Below are 18,438 nucleotides of genomic sequence, written 5' to 3' on the forward strand. Positions count from 1 at the left end.
TCATCATTGGAATAGTTCATGGTCTGGATTGATTACGTCATTATAGCGGTGATTGGATTTTCGGCTCTGGTGAGCCTGATCCGAGGGTTTGTTCGCGAAGCATTGTCACTTGTGACATGGGGATGTGCGTTTTTTGTTGCCAGCCATTTCTACTCTTACCTTGCGGTCTATTTCACTCGTTTTGAAGATGAACTGGTGCGAAACGGCATCGCGATCGCGATTTTGTTCATCGCGACCCTGATCGTAGGGGCTATTGTTAACTATGTGATTAGCTCACTGGTAGAGAAAACCGGGCTGTCGGGCACCGACAGGGTGCTGGGCATCTGCTTCGGCGCATTGCGCGGCGTGTTGATCGTTGCGGCGATCCTGTTCTTCCTGGATACCTTTACCGGCTTTTCACAAAGTGCCGACTGGAAACAGTCGCAGCTGATTCCCCAGTTCAGTTACGTCATCAGGTGGTTCTTTGACTACCTGCAGAGCACGTCGAGTTTCTTGCCGACCCAATTGCCGGGGCGGTAGCGCTGATGAGGAAAAGACAACATGTGCGGTATTGTCGGTATCGCCGGTTTTATGCCGGTAAACCAGTCGATTTATGATGCGCTGACGGTGCTTCAGCACCGTGGCCAGGATGCCGCAGGCATCGTCACCATTGACGCCCACAACGGGTTCCGTTTGCGCAAAGCCAACGGCCTGGTGAAGGATGTATTTGAGGCGCGCCATATGCAACGCTTGCAGGGCAACATGGGCATTGGCCATGTGCGTTACCCGACGGCCGGCAGCTCGAGCGCCTCTGAGGCCCAGCCTTTCTACGTCAACTCGCCGTTCGGCATTACGTTGGCCCACAACGGCAACCTGACCAACGCCCATGAGCTGCGCCAAAAGCTGTTCGAAAGCGGCCGCCGCCATGTCAACACCACCTCCGACTCGGAAATCCTGCTGAACGTGCTGGCCAGCGAGCTGGATCGCTTCCCGCATTATCCGCTGGAGGCCGACAACATCTTTACCGCGGTCGCCGCCATGCATCAGCAACTGCGCGGCGCTTACGCCTGCGTGGCGATGATTATCGGCCACGGCCTGCTGGCGTTCCGCGACCCGTACGGCATTCGTCCGCTGGTGATCGGCAAACGCACGCTGGAAGATGGCCGCAGCGAGTATATGGTGGCTTCCGAGAGCGTGGCGCTGGATACCCTGGGCTTTGAATTCCTGCGCGACGTGGCGCCGGGCGAAGCGGTGTACATCACCACCAAGGGCCAGTTGTTCACCCGCCAGTGCGCAGAGAATCCGAAAACCAATCCGTGTCTGTTCGAATACGTCTATTTCGCGCGCCCGGACTCCTTTATGGACAAGATCTCGGTCTACAGCGCCCGCGTGCGCATGGGCCAGAAGCTGGGCGAGAAGATTGCCCGCGAATGGGAAGATCTGGACATCGACGTGGTGATCCCGATTCCGGAAACCTCCTGCGACATCGCGCTGGAGATCGCGCGCATTCTCGACAAACCCTACCGCCAGGGCTTTGTGAAGAACCGCTACGTCGGCCGCACCTTCATCATGCCGGGCCAGCAGGCGCGTCGTCAGTCGGTGCGCCGCAAGCTGAACGCCAACCGCGCCGAGTTCCGCGACAAGAACGTGCTGCTGGTGGATGATTCCATCGTGCGCGGCACGACCTCAGAGCAGATCGTCGAGATGGCGCGCGAAGCGGGCGCCAAGCGCGTGTACCTGGCTTCCGCCGCGCCGGAAGTGCGTTTCCCTAACGTCTACGGCATCGACATGCCGAGCGCCAACGAACTGATCGCCCACGGGCGCGAAGTGGATGAAATCCGCCAAATCATCGGCGCCGATGGGCTGATCTTCCAGGACCTCGACGATCTGATCGAAGCGGTGCGTGAAGAAAACCCGGACATCACCCAGTTCGAATGCTCGGTATTCAACGGCATCTACGTGACCAAAGACGTCGATCAAAGCTATCTGGAATACCTGGAGTCGCTGCGCAACGACGACGCCAAGGCGCTGCGGGGACAAACCGAAGCGGAAAATCTGGAACTGCATAACGAAGGCTAACCGCCTGTGTTGATCCATCAGGGGGCATCGTCGCGTCTGCGGCGGTGCGCCTTGCTCCTGTGAACTTGCTTATCCCTCGCCATTGCGGCAAAGTCTGCCTGATCTTATTTTTTACTTTTTACGGCAGAGGCCATTCTTCATGAAACGACTCATCATCGGCATTTCCGGCGCCAGCGGCGCGATCTACGGCGTGCGCCTGTTGCAGGTCTTGCGCGACGTCGCAGAGGTGGAAACCCATCTGGTGATGAGCAACGCTGCAAGGCAGACGCTGGCGCTGGAAACGCCGTACAGTCTGCGTGAAGTGCAGGCGCTGGCCGATGTGGTTCACGATGCGCGCGATATCGCCGCCGCCATCTCTTCCGGTTCCTTCAAAACACTGGGCATGGCGATTTTGCCTTGTTCAGTCAAAACGCTGTCCGGCATCGTCAACAGCTACAGCGACGGACTGCTGACCCGCGCCGCCGACGTGGTGCTGAAAGAACGCCGCCGCCTGGTATTGTGCGTGCGTGAAACGCCGTTGCACCTTGGGCACCTGCGGCTGATGACGCAGGCGGTGGAAATGGGCGCGGTGATCATGCCCCCGGTGCCGGCGTTTTATCACCAGCCGAAAAGCGTGGAAGACATCATCGATCAGACCGTCAATCGGGTGATCGATCAGTTTGATATCGAATTGCCGGCCGATCTGTTCACCCGTTGGCAGGGTGCTGATTAACATTTTCATCCCCAAATTGGTACATTTGTGCAACACCGCACTGAATTAGGGCGGCGCATGCACCATAATGATCCCACTTCATCACGTTCACTGTTTCATGGCGCCGTCCTGTCGCGGCTGCCAGTGGCGCGGCCCCGAGCGGCCGATTTAATTTTGCGGTTATCGTCCCAGGAAACAGTATTGTGAAGGCCGGAGCCGTTCCCTCCGCCCGTAGCACCTAATGTGGCACGATTACTGCAAATTGATTTGGTGGGGAAAAGTAATGCCCGTAGTGGCATCAAAAAAATCAATTTGAGGGTAATTTATGAAAAAGCTGGTTAAGGTTCTTCCTTTAGTCTTGGCTTTGGCGGCCGCAAACAGCGCATTCGCCGCTATCCCATCGACATTGAAGATTGGCACCGATCCGACTTATGCGCCGTTTGAATCCAAAAACGCCAAAGGCGAGCTGGTCGGCTTCGATATCGATTTGGCCAAAGAGCTGTGCAAACGCATAAATACCCAATGCACCTTCGTGGAGAGCGACTTTGACGCGCTGATCCCATCCCTCAAGGCGAAAAAGATCGACGCTATCATCTCTTCGCTGTCCATCACCGAAAAACGCCAGCAGGAAATCGCCTTTACCGACAAGCTGTATGCCGCCAACGCCCGCCTGATCGCGCCGAAGGGGTCTAAGCTGTTGCCTACCGTGGATGCGTTGAAAGGCAAGAGCGTGGGCGTGCTGCAGGGCACGACCCAGGAAGCCTACGCCAACGCCATGTGGCAGCCGAAGGGCGTCACCGTGGTGCCTTATCAGAACCAGGATCTGGTCTACGCCGATCTGGCCTCCGGGCGCATCGACGCCGCCTTCCAGGATGAAGTGGCGGGCAGCGATGGCTTCCTGAAACAGCCGCCGGGCAAAGACTATGCGTTCGCCGGCGAATCGGTGAAGGATGACAAATTCTTTGGCGTCGGCACCGGCATGGGGCTGCGCAAAACCGATACCGAGCTGAAAGCGGCGCTGGACAAAGCCTTCGCCGAGATGCGCAAAGACGGCACCTACGATAAATACGCGAAAAAGTACTTCGACTTCGACGTCTACGGCGGCTAATCCGCTAACCGTTCCATGCTGTGACTGCGGGGCCGGTGCGCCGGCTCCGATGGTTCGGATCCTAGACGACAGGGTGAAGTAGATGCTGCAAGGCTATTCCCAACTGATTTTCGAGGGGGCTCTGGTGACGCTGGAGTTGGCCCTCAGTTCCGTATTGTTGGCGGTGGTGATCGGGTTGATCGGCGCCGGCGGCAAACTCTCCCACAACCCCCTGATTTCCGGCCTGTTCGGCGCTTACACCACGCTGATCCGCGGCGTGCCCGATCTGGTGCTGATGCTGCTGATTTTTTATGGCCTGCAAATCGCCTTGAACAACATCACCACGCTGCTCGGTTTCTCGCAGATCGATATCGACCCGCTCGGCGCCGGCATCATTACCCTCGGCTTTATTTACGGCGCGTACTTTACCGAAACCTTCCGCGGCGCCTACTTGGCGGTGCCGAAAGGGCAGATTGAGGCGGCGACGGCCTACGGCTTCAGCGGCGCGCAGATCTTTCGGCGCATTTTGTTCCCGGCGATGATGCGCTTCGCCTTGCCGGGCATCGGCAACAACTGGCAGGTGATCCTGAAGGCGACGGCGCTGGTGTCTATCCTTGGCCTGAACGACGTGGTGAAAGCCACGCAGTTGGCGGGGAAAGGCACCTATCAGCCGTTCTTCTTCGCCATCGTAGCCGGCGTGGTTTACCTGATTTTCACTACCGTTTCCAACGGCGTGCTGTTGTGGCTTGAACGGCGTTACTCACTGGGCGTCAAGAGGGCCGAGCTATGATCGAGATTTTGCAACAGTATTGGCAGTCGCTGCTGTGGAGCGATGGCTACCGTTTCACCGGCGTGGCGGTCACGCTGTGGCTGCTGATCGCCTCCGTGGTGATGGGCGGGCTGCTGGCGATCCCGATGGCGGTGGCGCGCGTCTCTTCCCTGCGCTGGGTGCGTTTCCCGGTGTGGCTCTACACCTACGTGTTTCGCGGCACGCCGCTGTACGTGCAGTTGCTGGTGTTCTACTCCGGCATGTACAGCCTGGAAATCGTGCGCGGCAGCGAGTTTCTCAACGCGTTTTTCCGCAGCGGGCTCAACTGCACTATCCTGGCGCTGACGCTCAACACCTGCGCGTATACCACCGAGATCTTCGCCGGGGCGATCCGCTCGGTGCCGCACGGTGAAATCGAGGCCGCCAACGCCTACGGTTTCTCGCGCTTCAAGATGTATCGCTGCATCATTTTGCCTTCGGCGCTGCGCACCGCGCTGCCGGCCTACAGCAACGAAGTGATCCTGATGCTGCACTCCACCGCGCTGGCGTTTACCGCCACCGTGCCGGACCTGCTGAAGATTGCGCGCGACATCAATGCCGCGACCTATCAGCCGTTTTACGCTTTCGGCATTGCGGCGGTGTTGTACCTGATCATCTCCTACGTGTTAATCAGCCTGTTCCGCAAAGCTGAAAAACGCTGGATGGCACACGTTAGTCACTGATAAATGACGGGAAGAAAAACCATGTCTGAGAATAAATTAGCCGTCACGGAACTGCACAAACGCTATGGCGATCACGAGGTGCTGAAGGGCGTCTCGCTGGCGGCCAACGCCGGGGATGTGATCAGCATCATCGGCTCCTCCGGCTCCGGCAAAAGCACCTTTCTGCGCTGCATCAACTTCCTCGAGAAGCCGAGCGAAGGCTCGATCAGCCTGAACAACGAAGATATTCGCATGGTGCGCGACAAGGACGGCCAGCTGAAGGTATTCGACAAGAAGCAGCTGCAGCTGCTGCGCACCCGCCTGACCATGGTGTTCCAGCATTTTAACCTGTGGAGCCATATGACGGTGCTGGAGAACGTGATGGAGGCGCCGGTGCAGGTGCTGGGGCTGAGCAAGGCCGACGCGCACGAGCGCGCGGTGCGCTACCTGGATAAAGTGGGCATCGACGAGCGGGCGCGCGGCAAGTACCCGGTGCACCTGTCGGGCGGCCAGCAGCAGCGCGTCTCCATTGCCCGCGCATTGGCGATGGAGCCGGAAGTGCTGCTGTTTGACGAACCGACGTCGGCGCTGGATCCCGAGTTGGTGGGCGAGGTGCTGCGCATCATGCAGAAGCTGGCGGAGGAGGGAAAAACCATGGTGGTGGTGACGCACGAAATGGAATTTGCGCGCCACGTTTCGAACCACGTGATCTTCCTGCACAAAGGGTTGATCGAAGAGCAGGGCCCGCCGGCCGAGCTGTTCGGCAATCCCAAAAGCCCGCGCCTGCAGCAGTTCCTGTCCGGCGCGTTGAAGTAACCTCAGATCAGCGGGCTTCGGCCCGCTGATTGACAACGTCATCCAATGCCTGTTCCAGCTCCAGATAACGGAAGTGGAAACCGGCCTCTTCCAGGCGCTTCGGCACCGCCCGCTGGCCGCCGAGCACCAGCACCGCCGCTTCCCCCATCAACAGCCGCATGACGAACGCCGGCACCCGCAGAAACGCCGGGCGATCGAGCACGTTGGCCAATTGGGCGGCGAATTGCTCGTTGTGCACCGGGTAGGGAGCGACCATGTTGAACGGGCCGCTCAGGGTGGCGTGATCCAGCAGATAAATAATGCCGTTGACCATGTCTTCGAGGTGGATCCACGGCAGGTATTGGCGACCGTCGCCGATCGGGCCGCCGAGCCCGAAGCGGAACGGCGGTAGCATTTTGGCCAGCGCGCCGCCCTGTGGCGCCAGCACCACGCCGGTGCGCAGCAGGCAGACGCGGGTGGCGTCGCTTTGCGCCTGCAGCGCCAGCGCTTCCCAGCGTTGACACAGCTGGTGGGTGAATTCGTCGTGCGGCGGCTCCTCTTCGGTCACCACCGCCTGCCCCTGATCGCCGTAGTAGCCGACGGCGGAACCGGAAATCAGCACGCCGGGGGGCGTGCTGCCGGCCTTGATCAGCTTCGCCAAGCGTTCGGTCAGATCCCAGCGGCTGCGGCACAGCCGCTCTTTCTGCTGCGCGCTCCAGCGCTTGTCGGCGATAGGTTCGCCGGCCAGGTTGATCACCGCGTCAAATTCATCCAGCGATTGCCGGTCGTCCAGCGTTCGCCAATAGCTCGGCCGGTCGCCCAGCCGGGCTCGGGCTCGCCGTTCGTCTCGGGTCAGCACCGTAATGTGGTGAGAAAGCGCCAGCAGTCTTGCCGTCAGGCTGCTGCCTATCAATCCCGTTGCGCCGGTGATCAGGATCCGCATGGTCGACCTCCCTGAATTAGTCCCGGCGGTAGCTCATGGTCATGGAAACCGAGTCGGCGTAGCGCAGGGCCAGAAGTTTATCTATCTCCACTTCAGCATAGGTCACCCAGGCGTGTTCTTTTACGATATCGAGCACATCCTGCGTTAATTTTTCCAGCAACGCGAAACGGTTATCTTCCACATGGCGGATGATCGCTTTGGTGATGGTGCGGTAGTTGAGCGCATCGGCGATATCTTCGCTGTTGCGCGCCTTGTCCGCCGGGTAGTGGATCACCACGTTGATCAGGACGTCCTGTCGGTTGTTGATTTCCTCTTCCTTGATACCGATGAACGTGCGCAGCCGCAGATTTTTAATGCGAATAACGGCGTCGGGTTGACTGAAAGACATCAGAGATTCTCCATAGGTCTGATTATTAGCGTTCAGAATACACGGAAAGTAGGGAAATGATAACGCAGGGACGATGTGACTCCCCGGCCGACGGGGAGTCGGGGGAGGCACTTAGGCTTGTTCGGCCAGTTTGTAGGCGCGCTCGGTCGCCGGGCGATTGCTGATGCGCTCGAACCAGTTGCGCACCGCCGGGTAATCCGCCAGATCGATGCGCTGGCGCGGATGCGACACGACCCACGGGTAGGTGGCGATATCGGCGATGCTGTAGTTATCGCCGCCCAGGTACGGGTGTTTTTGCAGTTCAGCTTCCAGCACGCCGTACAGCCGCTTGGTCTCCAGATGGTAACGCTCGATGGCGTAAGGCACCGGCTGCGGCGCGTAGTGGTTAAAGTGGTGATTCTGCCCGAGCATCGGCCCGAATCCGGCCACTTGCCAGAACAGCCACTGCAGGGTAGCGGCGCGTTCGCGCAGGCCCTTGCTCAGCAGCTTGCCGGTCTTCTCCGCCAGATACAGCAGGATTTCCCCGGATTCGAACAGGCTGATCGGCGCGCCGCCGTCCACCGGTTGCTGATCGACGATCGCCGGGATTTTGTTGTTGGGAGAAATGCTCAGAAAGTCCGGTTTGAACTGCTCGCCGGCGCTGATGTTTACGCGATGGATACGGTAGGGTAAGCCGACCTCTTCCAAAAACAAGGTGATCTTGTGACCATTGGGAGTAGGCGCGTAATACAGGTCAATCATGTTGCCTCCTGCGGTAAGGTGATCTGTAATTCATTACACGTTGCTGCGGTCTTCGCCGCGCACAAAGGTATATCAGAGATCCAACAATAGCAGCTAAGGATAGCAGGCTATGTGGGATTCGTCCGATGCTATCTGCACAGTTGGATCACAATTCTCCACCGGGGCGGGCGGCGGTTTGCCGCACGGCGCCGGCGCGGTAAAATGGCGCTTATTTCCCTCTATAGGACAAGGTTATGAAGCTGATGTTCGCCTCGGATATCCACGGTTCGCTGCCGGCGACCGAACGCGTGCTGGAATTGTTCGCACAACACGGCGCCGACTGGCTGATTCTTCTGGGTGATTTGCTGAATCACGGCCCGCGCAACGCGTTGCCCGCCGGGTATCAGCCCGCTCAGGTTGCCGAACGATTGAATCGCTATAGCGACAAGATCATCGCCGTTCGCGGCAATTGCGACAGCGAGGTCGATCAGATGCTGCTGACGTTTCCCATCGAGGCGCCCTGGCAACAGGTTTTACTGCAAAAAAGACGATTGTTTTTGACCCACGGTCACCTTTATCATCCCTCGGCACTGCCGCCGTTATCCTGCGGTGACGTCTTGGCCTATGGCCATACGCATCTGCCGCAGGCGGAGCGGCAGGGTGAGATCTATTGCTTCAATCCGGGCTCGGTCAGCATCCCGAAAGGGGGCTTTCCCGCCAGCTACGGCATGTTGGAAAGCGGCACTTTGCGCGTGCTGACGCTCGACGACGGCAAGGTCGTCGCGGAGGTGGCGTTAACACGCTAAACGCACTAATTTATACACACACAATAAAAATCTTTGAAAAACACTCATTGATTAACCAGCGCGCGGGATTGCATCGCGCCAAAATAGAAGGTTTTAGAGGATGGCGGAACAGGGTCAGGCTGCAGATACCGAGTGGGTTGATATCGTCGACGAGCAAAACGAGGTGATTGCTCAATCCAGTCGTCAACAGATGCGGGCGGAGCGGCTGCGTCATCGTGCTACCTATATTGTGGTGCATGATGGGATGGGAAAAATTCTGGTGCAGCGTCGCACCGAGATCAAGGACTTCTACCCGGGTTGGCTGGACGCGACGGCGGGCGGCGTAGTGCAAAGCGGTGAAAACGTGCTGGATTCGGCGCGCCGCGAGGCGGAAGAGGAGCTGGGCATCGCCGGCGTGCCTTTCGCCGAGCACGGTCTGTTCTACTTTGAGGAAGAGCAGTGCCGGGTGTGGGGCGCGCTGTTCAGCTGCGTATCGCACGGGCCGTTCGCGCTGCAGGAAGAAGAAGTGGCCGAGGTGTGCTGGCTGACGCCGGAAGAGATCACCGCCCGCTGCGACGAGTTTACCCCGGATTCGCTGAAGGCGCTGTCGCTGTGGCTGACGCGCAACAATGAACAGGATTACGGCAAGCCGCTCGACAATCACTGAGCCGCCTGCGCATGGAAAAGCCGGTCATCGACCGGCTTTTTTTACGGGCGGATTCAGCAGCTGTCGCGGCGGCACAGCGTGGCGGGCAGGGAGCCTGGCGGCTGCCAGGGATGCTCGTTCAGCCGCGCCAGCAGCGCCTGGCCGGCCTGAATGCCGATGTCGCGATGCGGAATGGTCATGGTGGTCAGCGGCGGCTGGCACACCCGGCTGAACTCGCTGTTGCCGAAGCCCACCACCGCCAGATTATCCGGCACCTTGATGCGCCGCCGCTGGCATTCATACAGCACGCCGCCCGCCAGTTCGTCCGACGCGCACACCAGCGCGTCCAGCTCCGGCCAGGCCAGCAAGAATTCCGGCAGCTGCTGCGCGCCGGTGCTGAAGCTGGCGGGCTGCGCGGCGTTGATGACCCGATGCGGCGACATATGGTTGCGCAGCAGCGCCTTGTGCCAGCCCTGCAGGTGCTGCTGGAAAATCCACTGCTCCTGATTGGCGCACAGCAGTCCGACATTCTGGTAACCGCTGGCGATCACCGTTTGCGTCAGCTGATACATGGCCGCCACGTAATCGATGCCGATGCTCATGTCGATCGGATCGGCGCGTACGGCGCCGATCTCCACCACCGGAATGTTGGCGGCGATCAACGCGTTGCGGGCATTTTGCGAATGCTCGACGCTGAGCAGCACCGCCGCCGCCAGGTTGTAAGAGAGCAGCGTCTCCAGCAGTTTCTCCTCGCGTTCCAGGTGGTGCTGCGACTCCGCCAGCATGATGTGATAGCCGGCGGGCTGCAGCACTTTCTGCAGGCCGGCGAACATCTCGGCGCAGCCGGATTCGGACAGGCTGGGCACCACCATGGCGATGGTGTAGGACGAGGCCGAGGCCAGCGAGCTGGCGGCCAGGTTGGGCAGATAGCCCAGCTCGTTTACCGCCGCGTCTATCTTCTCGCGCAGTTTGTCCGAAACCTGTTCCGGCGTGCGCAGCGCGCGCGACACCGTCATGGTGCCGACGCCCGCCAGCTGCGCTACGTCAGCCAACGTCACCCTGCCTGTGCTGCGGCGTTTTTTACCGATCGACATGCCTAATCCCGACTGAAATGCGCGCGCGGCGCATAAAGATTGTGATGGTGGGAAGCCGACGGCGCGGCTTCGACGATCCCAGTATGCGGCACATTCTACCCCGTAACCCGGAAGAGCGAGAAAAAATTGTGGTTAACGCCGCGCCGCGGCATGGCGTTTTGATAGCGCTATCACAGTTCTGCATGATAGCGCTTTGGTAGCGCTATCTTTGTGATGCCAATCACTGTGCAGCCGAGAGGGGTTGATTAAAGTTTTACCGTCGTCGGTGAATTAATCACCAGCCGAAACCATCAACGCTTGGGAGGGTAACGTGCTGAAAGAATGGCTGACCGCCGATCATATACAGCTGTGCGAACGGGTGGAGGACTGGCGCCAGGCGGTAACGCTGAGCGCGCAACCGCTGCTGCAACGCGGCGTGATTACGCCGAATTACCTGACGGCCATCTTTCATCAGCAGGAGCTGCTTGGCCCCTACTTCGTCCTGGCGCCGGGCATCGCGATGCCGCACGCGCGGCCGGAGCAGGGCGCCAACGCGCTGGGGCTGTCGCTGTTGAAGATCCACCAGGGCGTGAATTTTCATTCTGCGGATAACGATCCGGTTCAGGTGGTGGTGATGCTTTCCGCACCCGACGGCAACAGTCATATTGAAATGATTTCGCAGTTGGCGGAATTATTTTCCGATAACACGGCGATGGAAGCGTTATTTCACGCCACAGATAAACGGCAAATTGAGGATATTATTGCCCGCTATTAACGTTTAATCACCAGGAACATTATTAATGCCCATAACGTCGGGAATATTCCCGGCGGCGCTACCCTACACGCTAAATTCAACAGGTGGATATCATGAAAATCATGGCGATTTGCGGTTCAGGTCTCGGCAGCAGCTTTATGGTGGAAATGAACATTAAAAAGGTGCTGAAAAAGATGGGGGTGGAGGCCGAGGTCGAACACTCCGATCTGTCGTCCGCCACTCCCGGCGCCGCCGACGTGTTCGTGATGGCGAAAGACATCGCCGACAGCGCCAGCGTACCGGCCGAGCAGCTGGTGGTGATCAGCAACATCATCGACATTAATGAGCTTGAAGCCAAGCTGCGCGCTTACTTCGAAGCCCACTCAATCATCTGAATAAAACGATTGGCGAGGTGGATATGTTTATCCAGGAAACGCTTAAGTTTGTGGTGGATATATTAAAGGTGCCTTCGGTACTGGTCGGGCTTATTGCGCTGATCGGTTTGCTGGCGCAAAAGAAATCGTTTTCCGACGTGGTGAAAGGCACGGTAAAAACCATTCTTGGCTTTATCGTTTTGGGCGGCGGCGCCACGGTATTGGTCGGGTCGCTCAATCCGCTGGGCGGCATGTTCGAACACGCGTTTAATATTCAGGGCATCATTCCGAATAACGAAGCCATCGTCTCCATCGCGCTGGAGAAATACGGCGCTTCCACCGCGCTGATCATGGCGTTCGGCATGGTGGCGAATATCGTGGTGGCGCGCTTTACCCGATTGAAATACATCTTCCTCACCGGCCACCACACCTTCTACATGGCCTGCATGATCGGCATCATCCTGACGGTGGCGGGCTTCGAGGGCGTACAGTTGGTGTTCACCGGCGCGCTGACCCTGGGGCTGGTGATGGCGTTCTTCCCGGCGATCGCCCAGCGCTATATGCGCCGCATCACCGGCAACGACGATATCGCCTTCGGCCACTTCGGCACCCTGGGCTATGTGCTGTCCGGTTGGATCGGCTCGAAAGTGGGGAAAAACTCGCGCTCGACCGAAGAGATGAACCTGCCGAAAAACCTCAGTTTCCTGCGCGACAGCTCCATTTCGATCTCGATGACCATGATCGTCATCTACCTGATCCTGGCGATCTGCGCCGGGCGGGCCTATGTGGAAAGCGAGCTCAGCGGCGGCCAGAACTACCTGGTGTACTCGATTATCCAGGCCATCACCTTCGCCGCCGGGGTATTCATTATCCTGCAGGGCGTGCGCTTGATTCTGGCGGAGATCGTGCCGGCGTTCACCGGCTTCTCGGAAAAACTGGTGCCTAACGCGCGGCCGGCGCTGGATTGCCCGGTGGTTTACCCCTATGCCCCCAACGCGGTGCTGATCGGCTTCCTGTTCAGCTTCCTCGGCGGGTTGGCCGGGCTGTTCCTGCTGGGGCAACTGAAGATGGTGCTGATCCTGCCCGGCGTGGTGCCGCATTTCTTCACCGGCGCTACCGCCGGGGTGTTCGGCAACGCCACCGGCGGGCGGCGCGGCGCGATGCTGGGCGCTTTCGCCAACGGTCTGCTGATCACCTTCCTGCCGGTGCTGCTGCTGCCTGTGCTGGGGGCGCTGGGCTTTGCCAACACTACCTTCTCCGACGCCGACTTCGGCGCGATCGGCATCCTGCTGGGCAACATGGCGCGCTTTATGTCGAAAGAGATGATCATGCTGGCGATTGTCGCCGTGTTTGCGCTGCTGGTGGCGCATAACTTCCTGGGAAAACGCAAAGGCGCGCCGGCCGCTGACCGCGTCGAGAAATAACGAGGGCAGAGTGATGAACGACACAACGAGCGAAATGGAAATTGAAGAGCTGCGCGCCCTGGCGCGCGCCATCCGCCTGGAAACATTGAAGGCGTTGACCGGGCTGGGGTTCGGCCACTACGGCGGCTGTATGTCGGTGGTCGAGACGCTGGCGGTATTGTACGGCGGCGTGATGCGCATCGATCCAGCGGATCCGGACTGGCCGGAGCGCGATGACTTCGTGCTGTCGAAGGGGCACGCCGGCCCGGCGCTGTACAGCACGCTGGCGATCAAGGGCTACTTCCCGCTGGCGGAGTTGCAAACCCTCAATCAGAACGGCACGCGCCTGCCGAGCCATCCGGACCGGCTGCGCACGCGCGGCGTGGACGCCACTACCGGCTCGCTGGGGCAGGGTGTGTCGATCGCCGCCGGCATGGCGCTGTCCCATCGGCTGGCGGGGCGCCGCAATCGGGTGTTCAGCATCCTCGGCGACGGTGAACTGAACGAAGGGCAGTGCTGGGAGGCGTTCCAGTTTATCGCCCACCACAATCTGAACAACCTGACGCTGTTTATCGATTACAACAAACAGCAGCTGGACGGCGCGCTGGACGAGGTGATCCAACCGTTCGATCTGGCCGCCAAGTTCCGCGTTTTCGGCTTTGAGGTGCAGACCATCAAGGGCGACGACATTGCGGCGCTGCTGGCGGCGGTGAGGCCGGCGCGCGGCGGAGAACAGCGGCCGCTGGCGATCGTGCTCGACAGCATCAAGGGACAGGGGGTGACCTATTTGGAAAACCTGTCGAACTCACACCACCTGCGCCTGACGCCGGACGTGCAGCAGGAGATTGAAAAAGCCATCGCCGAACTGGAGGCCGCCCATGTTTAACGTAGTGACGCAGTTGGAAAACGACGCCGTCGAAATGCGCAAAGTCTATGCCGGCGCGGTCAGGCGGCAGATTGAAGCGGGCGCGCCGATCATCGCGCTGGAGGCGGATCTGATGAGCTCCATGGCGATGGACGGCGTGCATAAGGATCACCCGCAGCACGTGATTAACTGCGGCATCATGGAGGCCAACGTGATCGGCGTCGCCGCCGGACTGTCGCTGACTGGCCGGGTGCCGTTCGTGCACACCTTTACCGCCTTCGCCAGCCGCCGCTGTTTCGATCAGCTGTTCATGTCGCTGGATTATCAGCGCAACAACGTCAAGGTGATCGCTTCCGACGCTGGGGTGAGCGCCTGCCACAACGGCGGCACCCACATGTCGTTCGAGGATATGGGCATCGTGCGCGGGCTGGCGCACTCGGTGGTGCTGGAAGTGACCGACGCCACCATGTTCGCCGACATTCTGCGCCAGCTGATGGATCTGCGCGGCTTCTACTGGGTGCGCACCATCCGCAAGCAGGCGACGCGCATCTACCAGGACGGCTCGCGCTTTACCATCGGCAAGGGCAACCTGCTGCGCGACGGCGACGATATCACGTTGATCGCCAACGGCATCATGGTGGCGGAGGCGCTGAAGGCGGCGGAGATGCTGGCGCGGCAGGGCGTCAGCGCGGCGGTGATCGATATGTTCACCCTCAAGCCTATTGACCGTGAACTGATCAAAACCTACGCGGCCAAGACCGGACGCATCGTCACCTGTGAAAACCACAGCATTCATAACGGGCTGGGGTCGGCGGTGGCGGAGGTATTGGCGGAGGAATGCCCGACGCCGATGCGGCGCGTGGGGGTGAAGGAGCGTTACGGCCAGGTGGGCACCCAGGCGTTTTTACAGCAGGAGTACGGCCTGACCGCCGAGCATATTCTGGAGGCTGCCGGGCAGTTATTGTAAAGCAGAATAGGAATTACCGGCATACTTAATCGGTAATCGAATTGGTTATTACCCGCGAGTTGTTCTGCCCTGAGACGTTTATCAACATGCTATCCATTATAAAGTCCCTTAGGGGACTTTTTTTTCATTGATAATAACTGGTCAATACAGGGATAAAATATGATAATGAGGGAATAAATCAAATAAATACAATGTGTTAAATTTATTTGGTGAATGATTTTCGTCATGCTGTCTTATTCATACGTGCAGTGAATAAGACACTGTGTGAATTTTTTATAAACCCTATGATTAAATGACATCCGGCTCTCAAGGAGGAGATTATGGCCGTGGTTCCATTACTGCCGCCAGGCGGTTTTACTGTTCTTGCCAGAAACTTGCGCGAGGCGCGCAGGCAGGGGCAACCACGCAACATGGCGTTGCCTGGTACTTACTATTGGTTCTACCATCAGGTAAAAAATCGGGGCCCCTGGGATTACAAACAGCAAAATCGCGCCTTGGCTAACTTTGGTAATTTCAATTATGGTGCAACCGGTACCGCGGCTGGAATTCCCGCAGATATTTTGTTGATGGGCGCTGGATTTGCTCAGTCACGTGCAGGAACATCGCGGTTAGAATGGAGTCATTGGTATCAACGCCCGCCGTATGGTGATGACCCTCGGGATCAATATTGGATCAAACAAGGAATTGATTATGCAACTCGGCATGGTTACTAAATGGGCTCATCGGCTATTGACGACGGTTTTGTTGGTTATTGTCGTTGGCTTTGCGGGGTATTGGTATGCCACCCGCGAGACTTATGACGATAAGCTCTACAGCAAAAAGCAGTTGACCGACGAGATTTGGCTCTATGTCACCGAGTACCAGAATGCGGGGGCCACCGACACGGATGTGTATCGTTACTATTTGAACGGAAGCCTGGATGGCGACCCTATAAACGTGCTGAGTCAAAGCGCGCCAATTTTGACGGCGGATCGGGCTGATGCAACTATCCGCGGCGAGGGCAACCGCGTCACCATCAATTTTTCCGGGAAGGTGTATTCCTTTACGAATTCGGCATTTTTCTATGCCACGAACAGCCAAACCCCCATCATGCCTACCATTGATTTTTCTGCACGGGGCGTCAGCGCTTGGCGATGATGGTGGGTGCTGCGGATTTGGCGGGTATTGTCTAAAACAGCATCATCACCAAGAGTATCAGGCATAAAAAAGCCAGTCAGGATTACCTGACTGGCTTTTTTTAACGGTTTATTACGCCTTGGCGGCGGCAGCGTCAGCCTGGGAAGACTGGATCGCCGTCAGCGCGACGGTGTAGACGATATCGTCAACCAGTGCGCCGCGCGACAGGTCGTTCACCGGCTTGCGCATGCCTTGCAGCATTGGCCCGATGGAGACCAGGTCAGCGGAACGCTGTACCGCTTTGTAGGTGGTGTTGCCGGTGTTCAGATCCGGGAAGATGAACACGGTCGCCTGGCCGGCCACCGGCGAGTTCGGCGCCTTGGACTTGGCGACGTCGGCCATGATGGCTGCGTCGTACTGCAGCGGGCCGTCGATGATCAGATCCGGGCGTTTTTCCTGCGCCAGACGGGTCGCTTCGCGCACTTTCTCTACGTCGCTGCCCGCACCGGAGTTGCCGGTGGAGTAGGAGATCATCGCCACGCGCGGCTCGATGCCGAAGGCCGCGGCGGAATCCGCAGACTGGATGGCGATTTCAGACAGCTGCTCGGCGGTCGGATCCGGGTTGATCGCGCAGTCGCCGTAGACCAGTACCTGGTCAGGCAGCAGCATGAAGAACACGGAGGACACCAGCGAGCTGCCCGGTGCGGTTTTGATCAGCTGCAACGGCGGACGGATGGTGTTGGCGGTGGTGTGAACCGCGCCGGAGACCAGGCCGTCGACTTCGCCTTGTTCCAGCATCAGGGTGCCGAGCACCACGTTGTCTTCCAGCTGCTCGCGCGCGACCACTTCGGTCATGCCCTTGCTCTTACGCAGCTCAACCAGACGCGGCACGTAGTTTTCACGCACGGCGACCGGATCGACGATTTCGATGCCTTTGCCCAGCTCAACGCCTTGCGCTGCCGCGACGCGCTGGATCTCGTCCGGGTTGCCGAGCAGCACGCATTCCGCGATGCCGCGTTCGGCGCAGATGGCCGCCGCTTTCACGGTGCGCGGCTCGTCGCCTTCCGGCAGCACGATGCGCTTGCCGGCTTTACGCGCCAGCTCGGTCAGTTCGTAACGGAACGCCGGTGGAGACAGGCGGCGTGAACGCTCAGAGGTAGCGGTCAGCGAGTCGATCCACTCGGTGCTGATGTGGCTGGCCACGTAGTTCTGCACTTTCTCGATGCGCTGGTGGTCGTCCGCCGGCACTTCGAGGTTGAAGCTCTGCAGGCTCAGCGAGGTTTGCCAGGTGTTGGTGTCAACCATGAACACCGGCAGGCCGGTTTGGAAGGCGCGTTCGCACAGCTTCTTGATCGGCTCGTCGATGGCGTAGCCGCCGGTCAGCAGGATGGCGCCGATTTCCACGCCGTTCATCGCGGCCAGGCAGGCGGAGACCAGCACGTCAGGGCGGTCTGCGGAGGTCACCAGCAGGGAGCCTGGGCGGAAGTGTTCCAGCATGTGTGGGATGCTGCGCGCACAGAAAGTCACGGACTTCACGCGGCGGGTCATGATGTCGCCTTCGTTGACCACGCGGGCCTTCAGGTGGCGAGCCATGTCGATGGCGCGGGTGGCGATCAGATCGAAACTCCACGGCACGCAGCCCAGAACCGGCAGTGGGCTGTTGGCGAACAGCTGTGCAGGATCGACGTGGGCGATGCTGGCCTTGGTGGAGTCGTCGAAGATTTCGGACAGGTCAGGACGGGTGCGGCCCTGATCGTCGACCGGCGCGTTCAGCTTGTTGATGATAACGCCGGTGATGTTTTTGTTCTTGCTGCCGCCGAAGCTGGTGCGCGCCAGTTCGATGCGCTCTTTCAGCTGCGCCGGGGAGTCGTTGCCCAGCGCCAGCACGAAGACGATCTCGGCGTTCAGGGTTTTGGCGATCTCGTAGTTCAGCGCGTTGGCGAACTGATGCTTGCGGGTCGGCACCAGGCCTTCGATCAGCACCACTTCCGCGTCTTTGGTGTTCTCGTGGTAACGCGCCACGATCTCTTCCATCAGCACGTCTTGCTGGTTGGAGCTCAGCAGGCCCTCAACGTAGTCCATGCGCAGCGGTTCGGCCGCCGGAATGGTGGAGTTGCTGCGGATGATGGTGGTGGTCTGGTCGAGTGCGTTGTCGCCGGTGCGCGGTTGAGCGATAGGTTTGAACACGCTCAGACGAACGCCTTTTTGCTCCATGGAGCGGATGACACCCAGGCTGACGCTGGTCAGGCCGACGCTGGTGCCGGTGGGGATCAACATAATAGTACGTGACACAGAATAGTCCT

General features: G+C 59.2%; 21 protein-coding genes. 16 read left to right on the plus strand and 5 right to left on the minus strand.

The window, feature by feature from the left end:
* The first annotated feature begins 18 nt into the window (after positions 1 to 18).
* From cvpA to hisP, 7 genes are all read left to right on the plus strand, one after another.
* A complete protein-coding gene (gene cvpA, locus ITX55_RS15360) occupies positions 19 to 519 on the plus strand; it encodes a colicin V production protein (protein ID WP_004936119.1) in 501 nt (166 codons plus the stop codon).
* Between the two features lie 21 nt (positions 520 to 540).
* A complete protein-coding gene (gene purF, locus ITX55_RS15365) occupies positions 541 to 2,058 on the plus strand; it encodes an amidophosphoribosyltransferase (RefSeq protein ID WP_033632500.1) in 1,518 nt (505 codons plus the stop codon).
* A 139-nt stretch (positions 2,059 to 2,197) separates the two neighbouring features.
* Positions 2,198 to 2,770, plus strand: a complete 573-nt coding sequence (locus tag ITX55_RS15370) for a UbiX family flavin prenyltransferase (RefSeq protein ID WP_033643877.1) — start codon at positions 2,198 to 2,200, stop codon at positions 2,768 to 2,770.
* A 304-nt stretch (positions 2,771 to 3,074) separates the two neighbouring features.
* Positions 3,075 to 3,857, plus strand: a complete 783-nt coding sequence (gene hisJ, locus ITX55_RS15375; protein ID WP_033643876.1) for a histidine ABC transporter substrate-binding protein HisJ — start codon at positions 3,075 to 3,077, stop codon at positions 3,855 to 3,857.
* A gap of 82 nt (positions 3,858 to 3,939) precedes the next feature.
* Positions 3,940 to 4,626 (plus strand): histidine ABC transporter permease HisQ, encoded by a 687-nt coding sequence (locus ITX55_RS15380; protein WP_033635345.1) that lies wholly within the window; start codon positions 3,940 to 3,942, stop codon positions 4,624 to 4,626.
* Positions 4,623 to 5,327, plus strand: coding sequence for an ABC transporter permease (locus ITX55_RS15385; RefSeq protein ID WP_033643875.1), 705 nt, complete (start codon positions 4,623 to 4,625; stop codon positions 5,325 to 5,327). The genes ITX55_RS15380 and ITX55_RS15385 overlap by 4 nt, the downstream gene beginning before the upstream one ends.
* Positions 5,328 to 5,348: 21 nt before the next feature.
* Positions 5,349 to 6,122 carry a histidine ABC transporter ATP-binding protein HisP gene (hisP, locus tag ITX55_RS15390; protein ID WP_004936098.1) on the plus strand — a complete coding sequence of 258 codons (774 nt, stop codon included), beginning with the start codon at positions 5,349 to 5,351 and terminating at the stop codon, positions 6,120 to 6,122.
* Between the two features lie 7 nt (positions 6,123 to 6,129).
* Here hisP and ITX55_RS15395 read toward each other — a convergent pair whose 3' ends face one another.
* The 3 genes from ITX55_RS15395 to yfcG form a co-directional block, all read right to left on the minus strand.
* Positions 6,130 to 7,044 (minus strand): TIGR01777 family oxidoreductase, encoded by a 915-nt coding sequence (locus tag ITX55_RS15395; protein WP_033643873.1) that lies wholly within the window; start codon positions 7,042 to 7,044, stop codon positions 6,130 to 6,132.
* Positions 7,045 to 7,060: 16 nt separating this feature from the next.
* Complete coding sequence (folX, locus tag ITX55_RS15400; protein WP_025303682.1) at positions 7,061 to 7,432, minus strand: dihydroneopterin triphosphate 2'-epimerase; 372 nt, start codon at positions 7,430 to 7,432, stop codon at positions 7,061 to 7,063.
* Between the two features lie 111 nt (positions 7,433 to 7,543).
* Positions 7,544 to 8,173, minus strand: a complete 630-nt coding sequence (gene yfcG, locus ITX55_RS15405) for a GSH-dependent disulfide bond oxidoreductase (RefSeq protein WP_016926886.1) — start codon at positions 8,171 to 8,173, stop codon at positions 7,544 to 7,546.
* 233 nt (positions 8,174 to 8,406) lie between these two features.
* On the opposite strand from yfcG, the gene yfcE reads away from it, so the two are divergent.
* Together yfcE and yfcD are read left to right on the plus strand one after the other, a co-directional pair.
* A complete protein-coding gene (gene yfcE / locus ITX55_RS15410) occupies positions 8,407 to 8,958 on the plus strand; it encodes a phosphodiesterase (protein ID WP_033643871.1) in 552 nt (183 codons plus the stop codon).
* Between the two features lie 100 nt (positions 8,959 to 9,058).
* On the plus strand, positions 9,059 to 9,604 hold the full coding sequence (gene yfcD / locus ITX55_RS15415; RefSeq protein WP_004936086.1) for an NUDIX hydrolase YfcD: 546 nt from the start codon (positions 9,059 to 9,061) through the stop codon (positions 9,602 to 9,604).
* Positions 9,605 to 9,657: 53 nt separating this feature from the next.
* Here yfcD and ITX55_RS15420 read toward each other — a convergent pair whose 3' ends face one another.
* Positions 9,658 to 10,677, minus strand: coding sequence for a LacI family DNA-binding transcriptional regulator (locus ITX55_RS15420; protein WP_042785105.1), 1,020 nt, complete (start codon positions 10,675 to 10,677; stop codon positions 9,658 to 9,660).
* 310 nt (positions 10,678 to 10,987) lie between these two features.
* Between ITX55_RS15420 and ITX55_RS15425 the strand changes: the two genes are divergently transcribed.
* The 7 genes from ITX55_RS15425 (at position 10,988) to ITX55_RS15455 (ending at position 16,156) form a co-directional block, all read left to right on the plus strand.
* Positions 10,988 to 11,431 (plus strand): PTS sugar transporter subunit IIA, encoded by a 444-nt coding sequence (locus tag ITX55_RS15425; RefSeq protein WP_033651946.1) that lies wholly within the window; start codon positions 10,988 to 10,990, stop codon positions 11,429 to 11,431.
* 92 nt (positions 11,432 to 11,523) lie between these two features.
* Positions 11,524 to 11,805: a PTS sugar transporter subunit IIB gene (locus ITX55_RS15430; RefSeq protein ID WP_025303676.1), complete on the plus strand. Its 282-nt coding sequence runs from the start codon at positions 11,524 to 11,526 to the stop codon at positions 11,803 to 11,805.
* 23 nt (positions 11,806 to 11,828) lie between these two features.
* Positions 11,829 to 13,208, plus strand: a complete 1,380-nt coding sequence (locus tag ITX55_RS15435; RefSeq protein ID WP_004936074.1) for a PTS ascorbate transporter subunit IIC — start codon at positions 11,829 to 11,831, stop codon at positions 13,206 to 13,208.
* Positions 13,209 to 13,221: 13 nt separating this feature from the next.
* Positions 13,222 to 14,073 carry a transketolase gene (locus ITX55_RS15440; protein ID WP_199559784.1) on the plus strand — a complete coding sequence of 284 codons (852 nt, stop codon included), beginning with the start codon at positions 13,222 to 13,224 and terminating at the stop codon, positions 14,071 to 14,073.
* A complete protein-coding gene (locus ITX55_RS15445) occupies positions 14,066 to 15,019 on the plus strand; it encodes a transketolase family protein (protein ID WP_099782591.1) in 954 nt (317 codons plus the stop codon). Before ITX55_RS15440 ends, ITX55_RS15445 begins: the two co-directional genes overlap by 8 nt.
* Positions 15,020 to 15,339: 320 nt before the next feature.
* Positions 15,340 to 15,732: a polymorphic toxin type 44 domain-containing protein gene (locus tag ITX55_RS15450; protein ID WP_071997811.1), complete on the plus strand. Its 393-nt coding sequence runs from the start codon at positions 15,340 to 15,342 to the stop codon at positions 15,730 to 15,732.
* On the plus strand, positions 15,710 to 16,156 hold the full coding sequence (locus tag ITX55_RS15455) for a hypothetical protein (protein ID WP_033652000.1): 447 nt from the start codon (positions 15,710 to 15,712) through the stop codon (positions 16,154 to 16,156). Before ITX55_RS15450 ends, ITX55_RS15455 begins: the two co-directional genes overlap by 23 nt.
* A gap of 111 nt (positions 16,157 to 16,267) precedes the next feature.
* On the opposite strand, the gene pta is transcribed toward ITX55_RS15455, so the two are convergent.
* Positions 16,268 to 18,427, minus strand: a complete 2,160-nt coding sequence (pta, locus tag ITX55_RS15460; RefSeq protein WP_004936066.1) for a phosphate acetyltransferase — start codon at positions 18,425 to 18,427, stop codon at positions 16,268 to 16,270.
* Between the last annotated feature and the right edge of the window lie 11 nt (positions 18,428 to 18,438).

Source organism: Serratia sp. EWG9, assembly GCF_019913725.1.
GTDB lineage: Bacteria > Pseudomonadota > Gammaproteobacteria > Enterobacterales > Enterobacteriaceae > Serratia > Serratia ureilytica.

What these genes read in the sequence shown, in the direction of transcription:
- ITX55_RS15440 (WP_199559784.1), top strand. Translation starts at nt 13,222, where the DNA reads ATGAACGACACAACGAGCGAAATGGAAATTGAAGAGCTGCGCGCCCTG.
- ITX55_RS15450 (WP_071997811.1), top strand. Translation starts at nt 15,340, where the DNA reads ATGGCCGTGGTTCCATTACTGCCGCCAGGCGGTTTTACTGTTCTTGCC.
- ITX55_RS15370 (WP_033643877.1), top strand. Translation starts at nt 2,198, where the DNA reads ATGAAACGACTCATCATCGGCATTTCCGGCGCCAGCGGCGCGATCTAC.
- ITX55_RS15430 (WP_025303676.1), top strand. Translation starts at nt 11,524, where the DNA reads ATGAAAATCATGGCGATTTGCGGTTCAGGTCTCGGCAGCAGCTTTATG.
- purF (WP_033632500.1), top strand. Translation starts at nt 541, where the DNA reads ATGTGCGGTATTGTCGGTATCGCCGGTTTTATGCCGGTAAACCAGTCG.
- ITX55_RS15455 (WP_033652000.1), top strand. Translation starts at nt 15,710, where the DNA reads ATGCAACTCGGCATGGTTACTAAATGGGCTCATCGGCTATTGACGACG.
- ITX55_RS15420 (WP_042785105.1), bottom strand. Translation starts at nt 10,677, where the DNA reads ATGTCGATCGGTAAAAAACGCCGCAGCACAGGCAGGGTGACGTTGGCT.
- ITX55_RS15385 (WP_033643875.1), top strand. Translation starts at nt 4,623, where the DNA reads ATGATCGAGATTTTGCAACAGTATTGGCAGTCGCTGCTGTGGAGCGAT.
- folX (WP_025303682.1), bottom strand. Translation starts at nt 7,432, where the DNA reads ATGTCTTTCAGTCAACCCGACGCCGTTATTCGCATTAAAAATCTGCGG.
- ITX55_RS15380 (WP_033635345.1), top strand. Translation starts at nt 3,940, where the DNA reads ATGCTGCAAGGCTATTCCCAACTGATTTTCGAGGGGGCTCTGGTGACG.
- yfcG (WP_016926886.1), bottom strand. Translation starts at nt 8,173, where the DNA reads ATGATTGACCTGTATTACGCGCCTACTCCCAATGGTCACAAGATCACC.
- yfcD (WP_004936086.1), top strand. Translation starts at nt 9,059, where the DNA reads ATGGCGGAACAGGGTCAGGCTGCAGATACCGAGTGGGTTGATATCGTC.
- hisP (WP_004936098.1), top strand. Translation starts at nt 5,349, where the DNA reads ATGTCTGAGAATAAATTAGCCGTCACGGAACTGCACAAACGCTATGGC.
- ITX55_RS15395 (WP_033643873.1), bottom strand. Translation starts at nt 7,044, where the DNA reads ATGCGGATCCTGATCACCGGCGCAACGGGATTGATAGGCAGCAGCCTG.
- ITX55_RS15435 (WP_004936074.1), top strand. Translation starts at nt 11,829, where the DNA reads ATGTTTATCCAGGAAACGCTTAAGTTTGTGGTGGATATATTAAAGGTG.
- hisJ (WP_033643876.1), top strand. Translation starts at nt 3,075, where the DNA reads ATGAAAAAGCTGGTTAAGGTTCTTCCTTTAGTCTTGGCTTTGGCGGCC.
- ITX55_RS15445 (WP_099782591.1), top strand. Translation starts at nt 14,066, where the DNA reads ATGTTTAACGTAGTGACGCAGTTGGAAAACGACGCCGTCGAAATGCGC.
- yfcE (WP_033643871.1), top strand. Translation starts at nt 8,407, where the DNA reads ATGAAGCTGATGTTCGCCTCGGATATCCACGGTTCGCTGCCGGCGACC.
- cvpA (WP_004936119.1), top strand. Translation starts at nt 19, where the DNA reads ATGGTCTGGATTGATTACGTCATTATAGCGGTGATTGGATTTTCGGCT.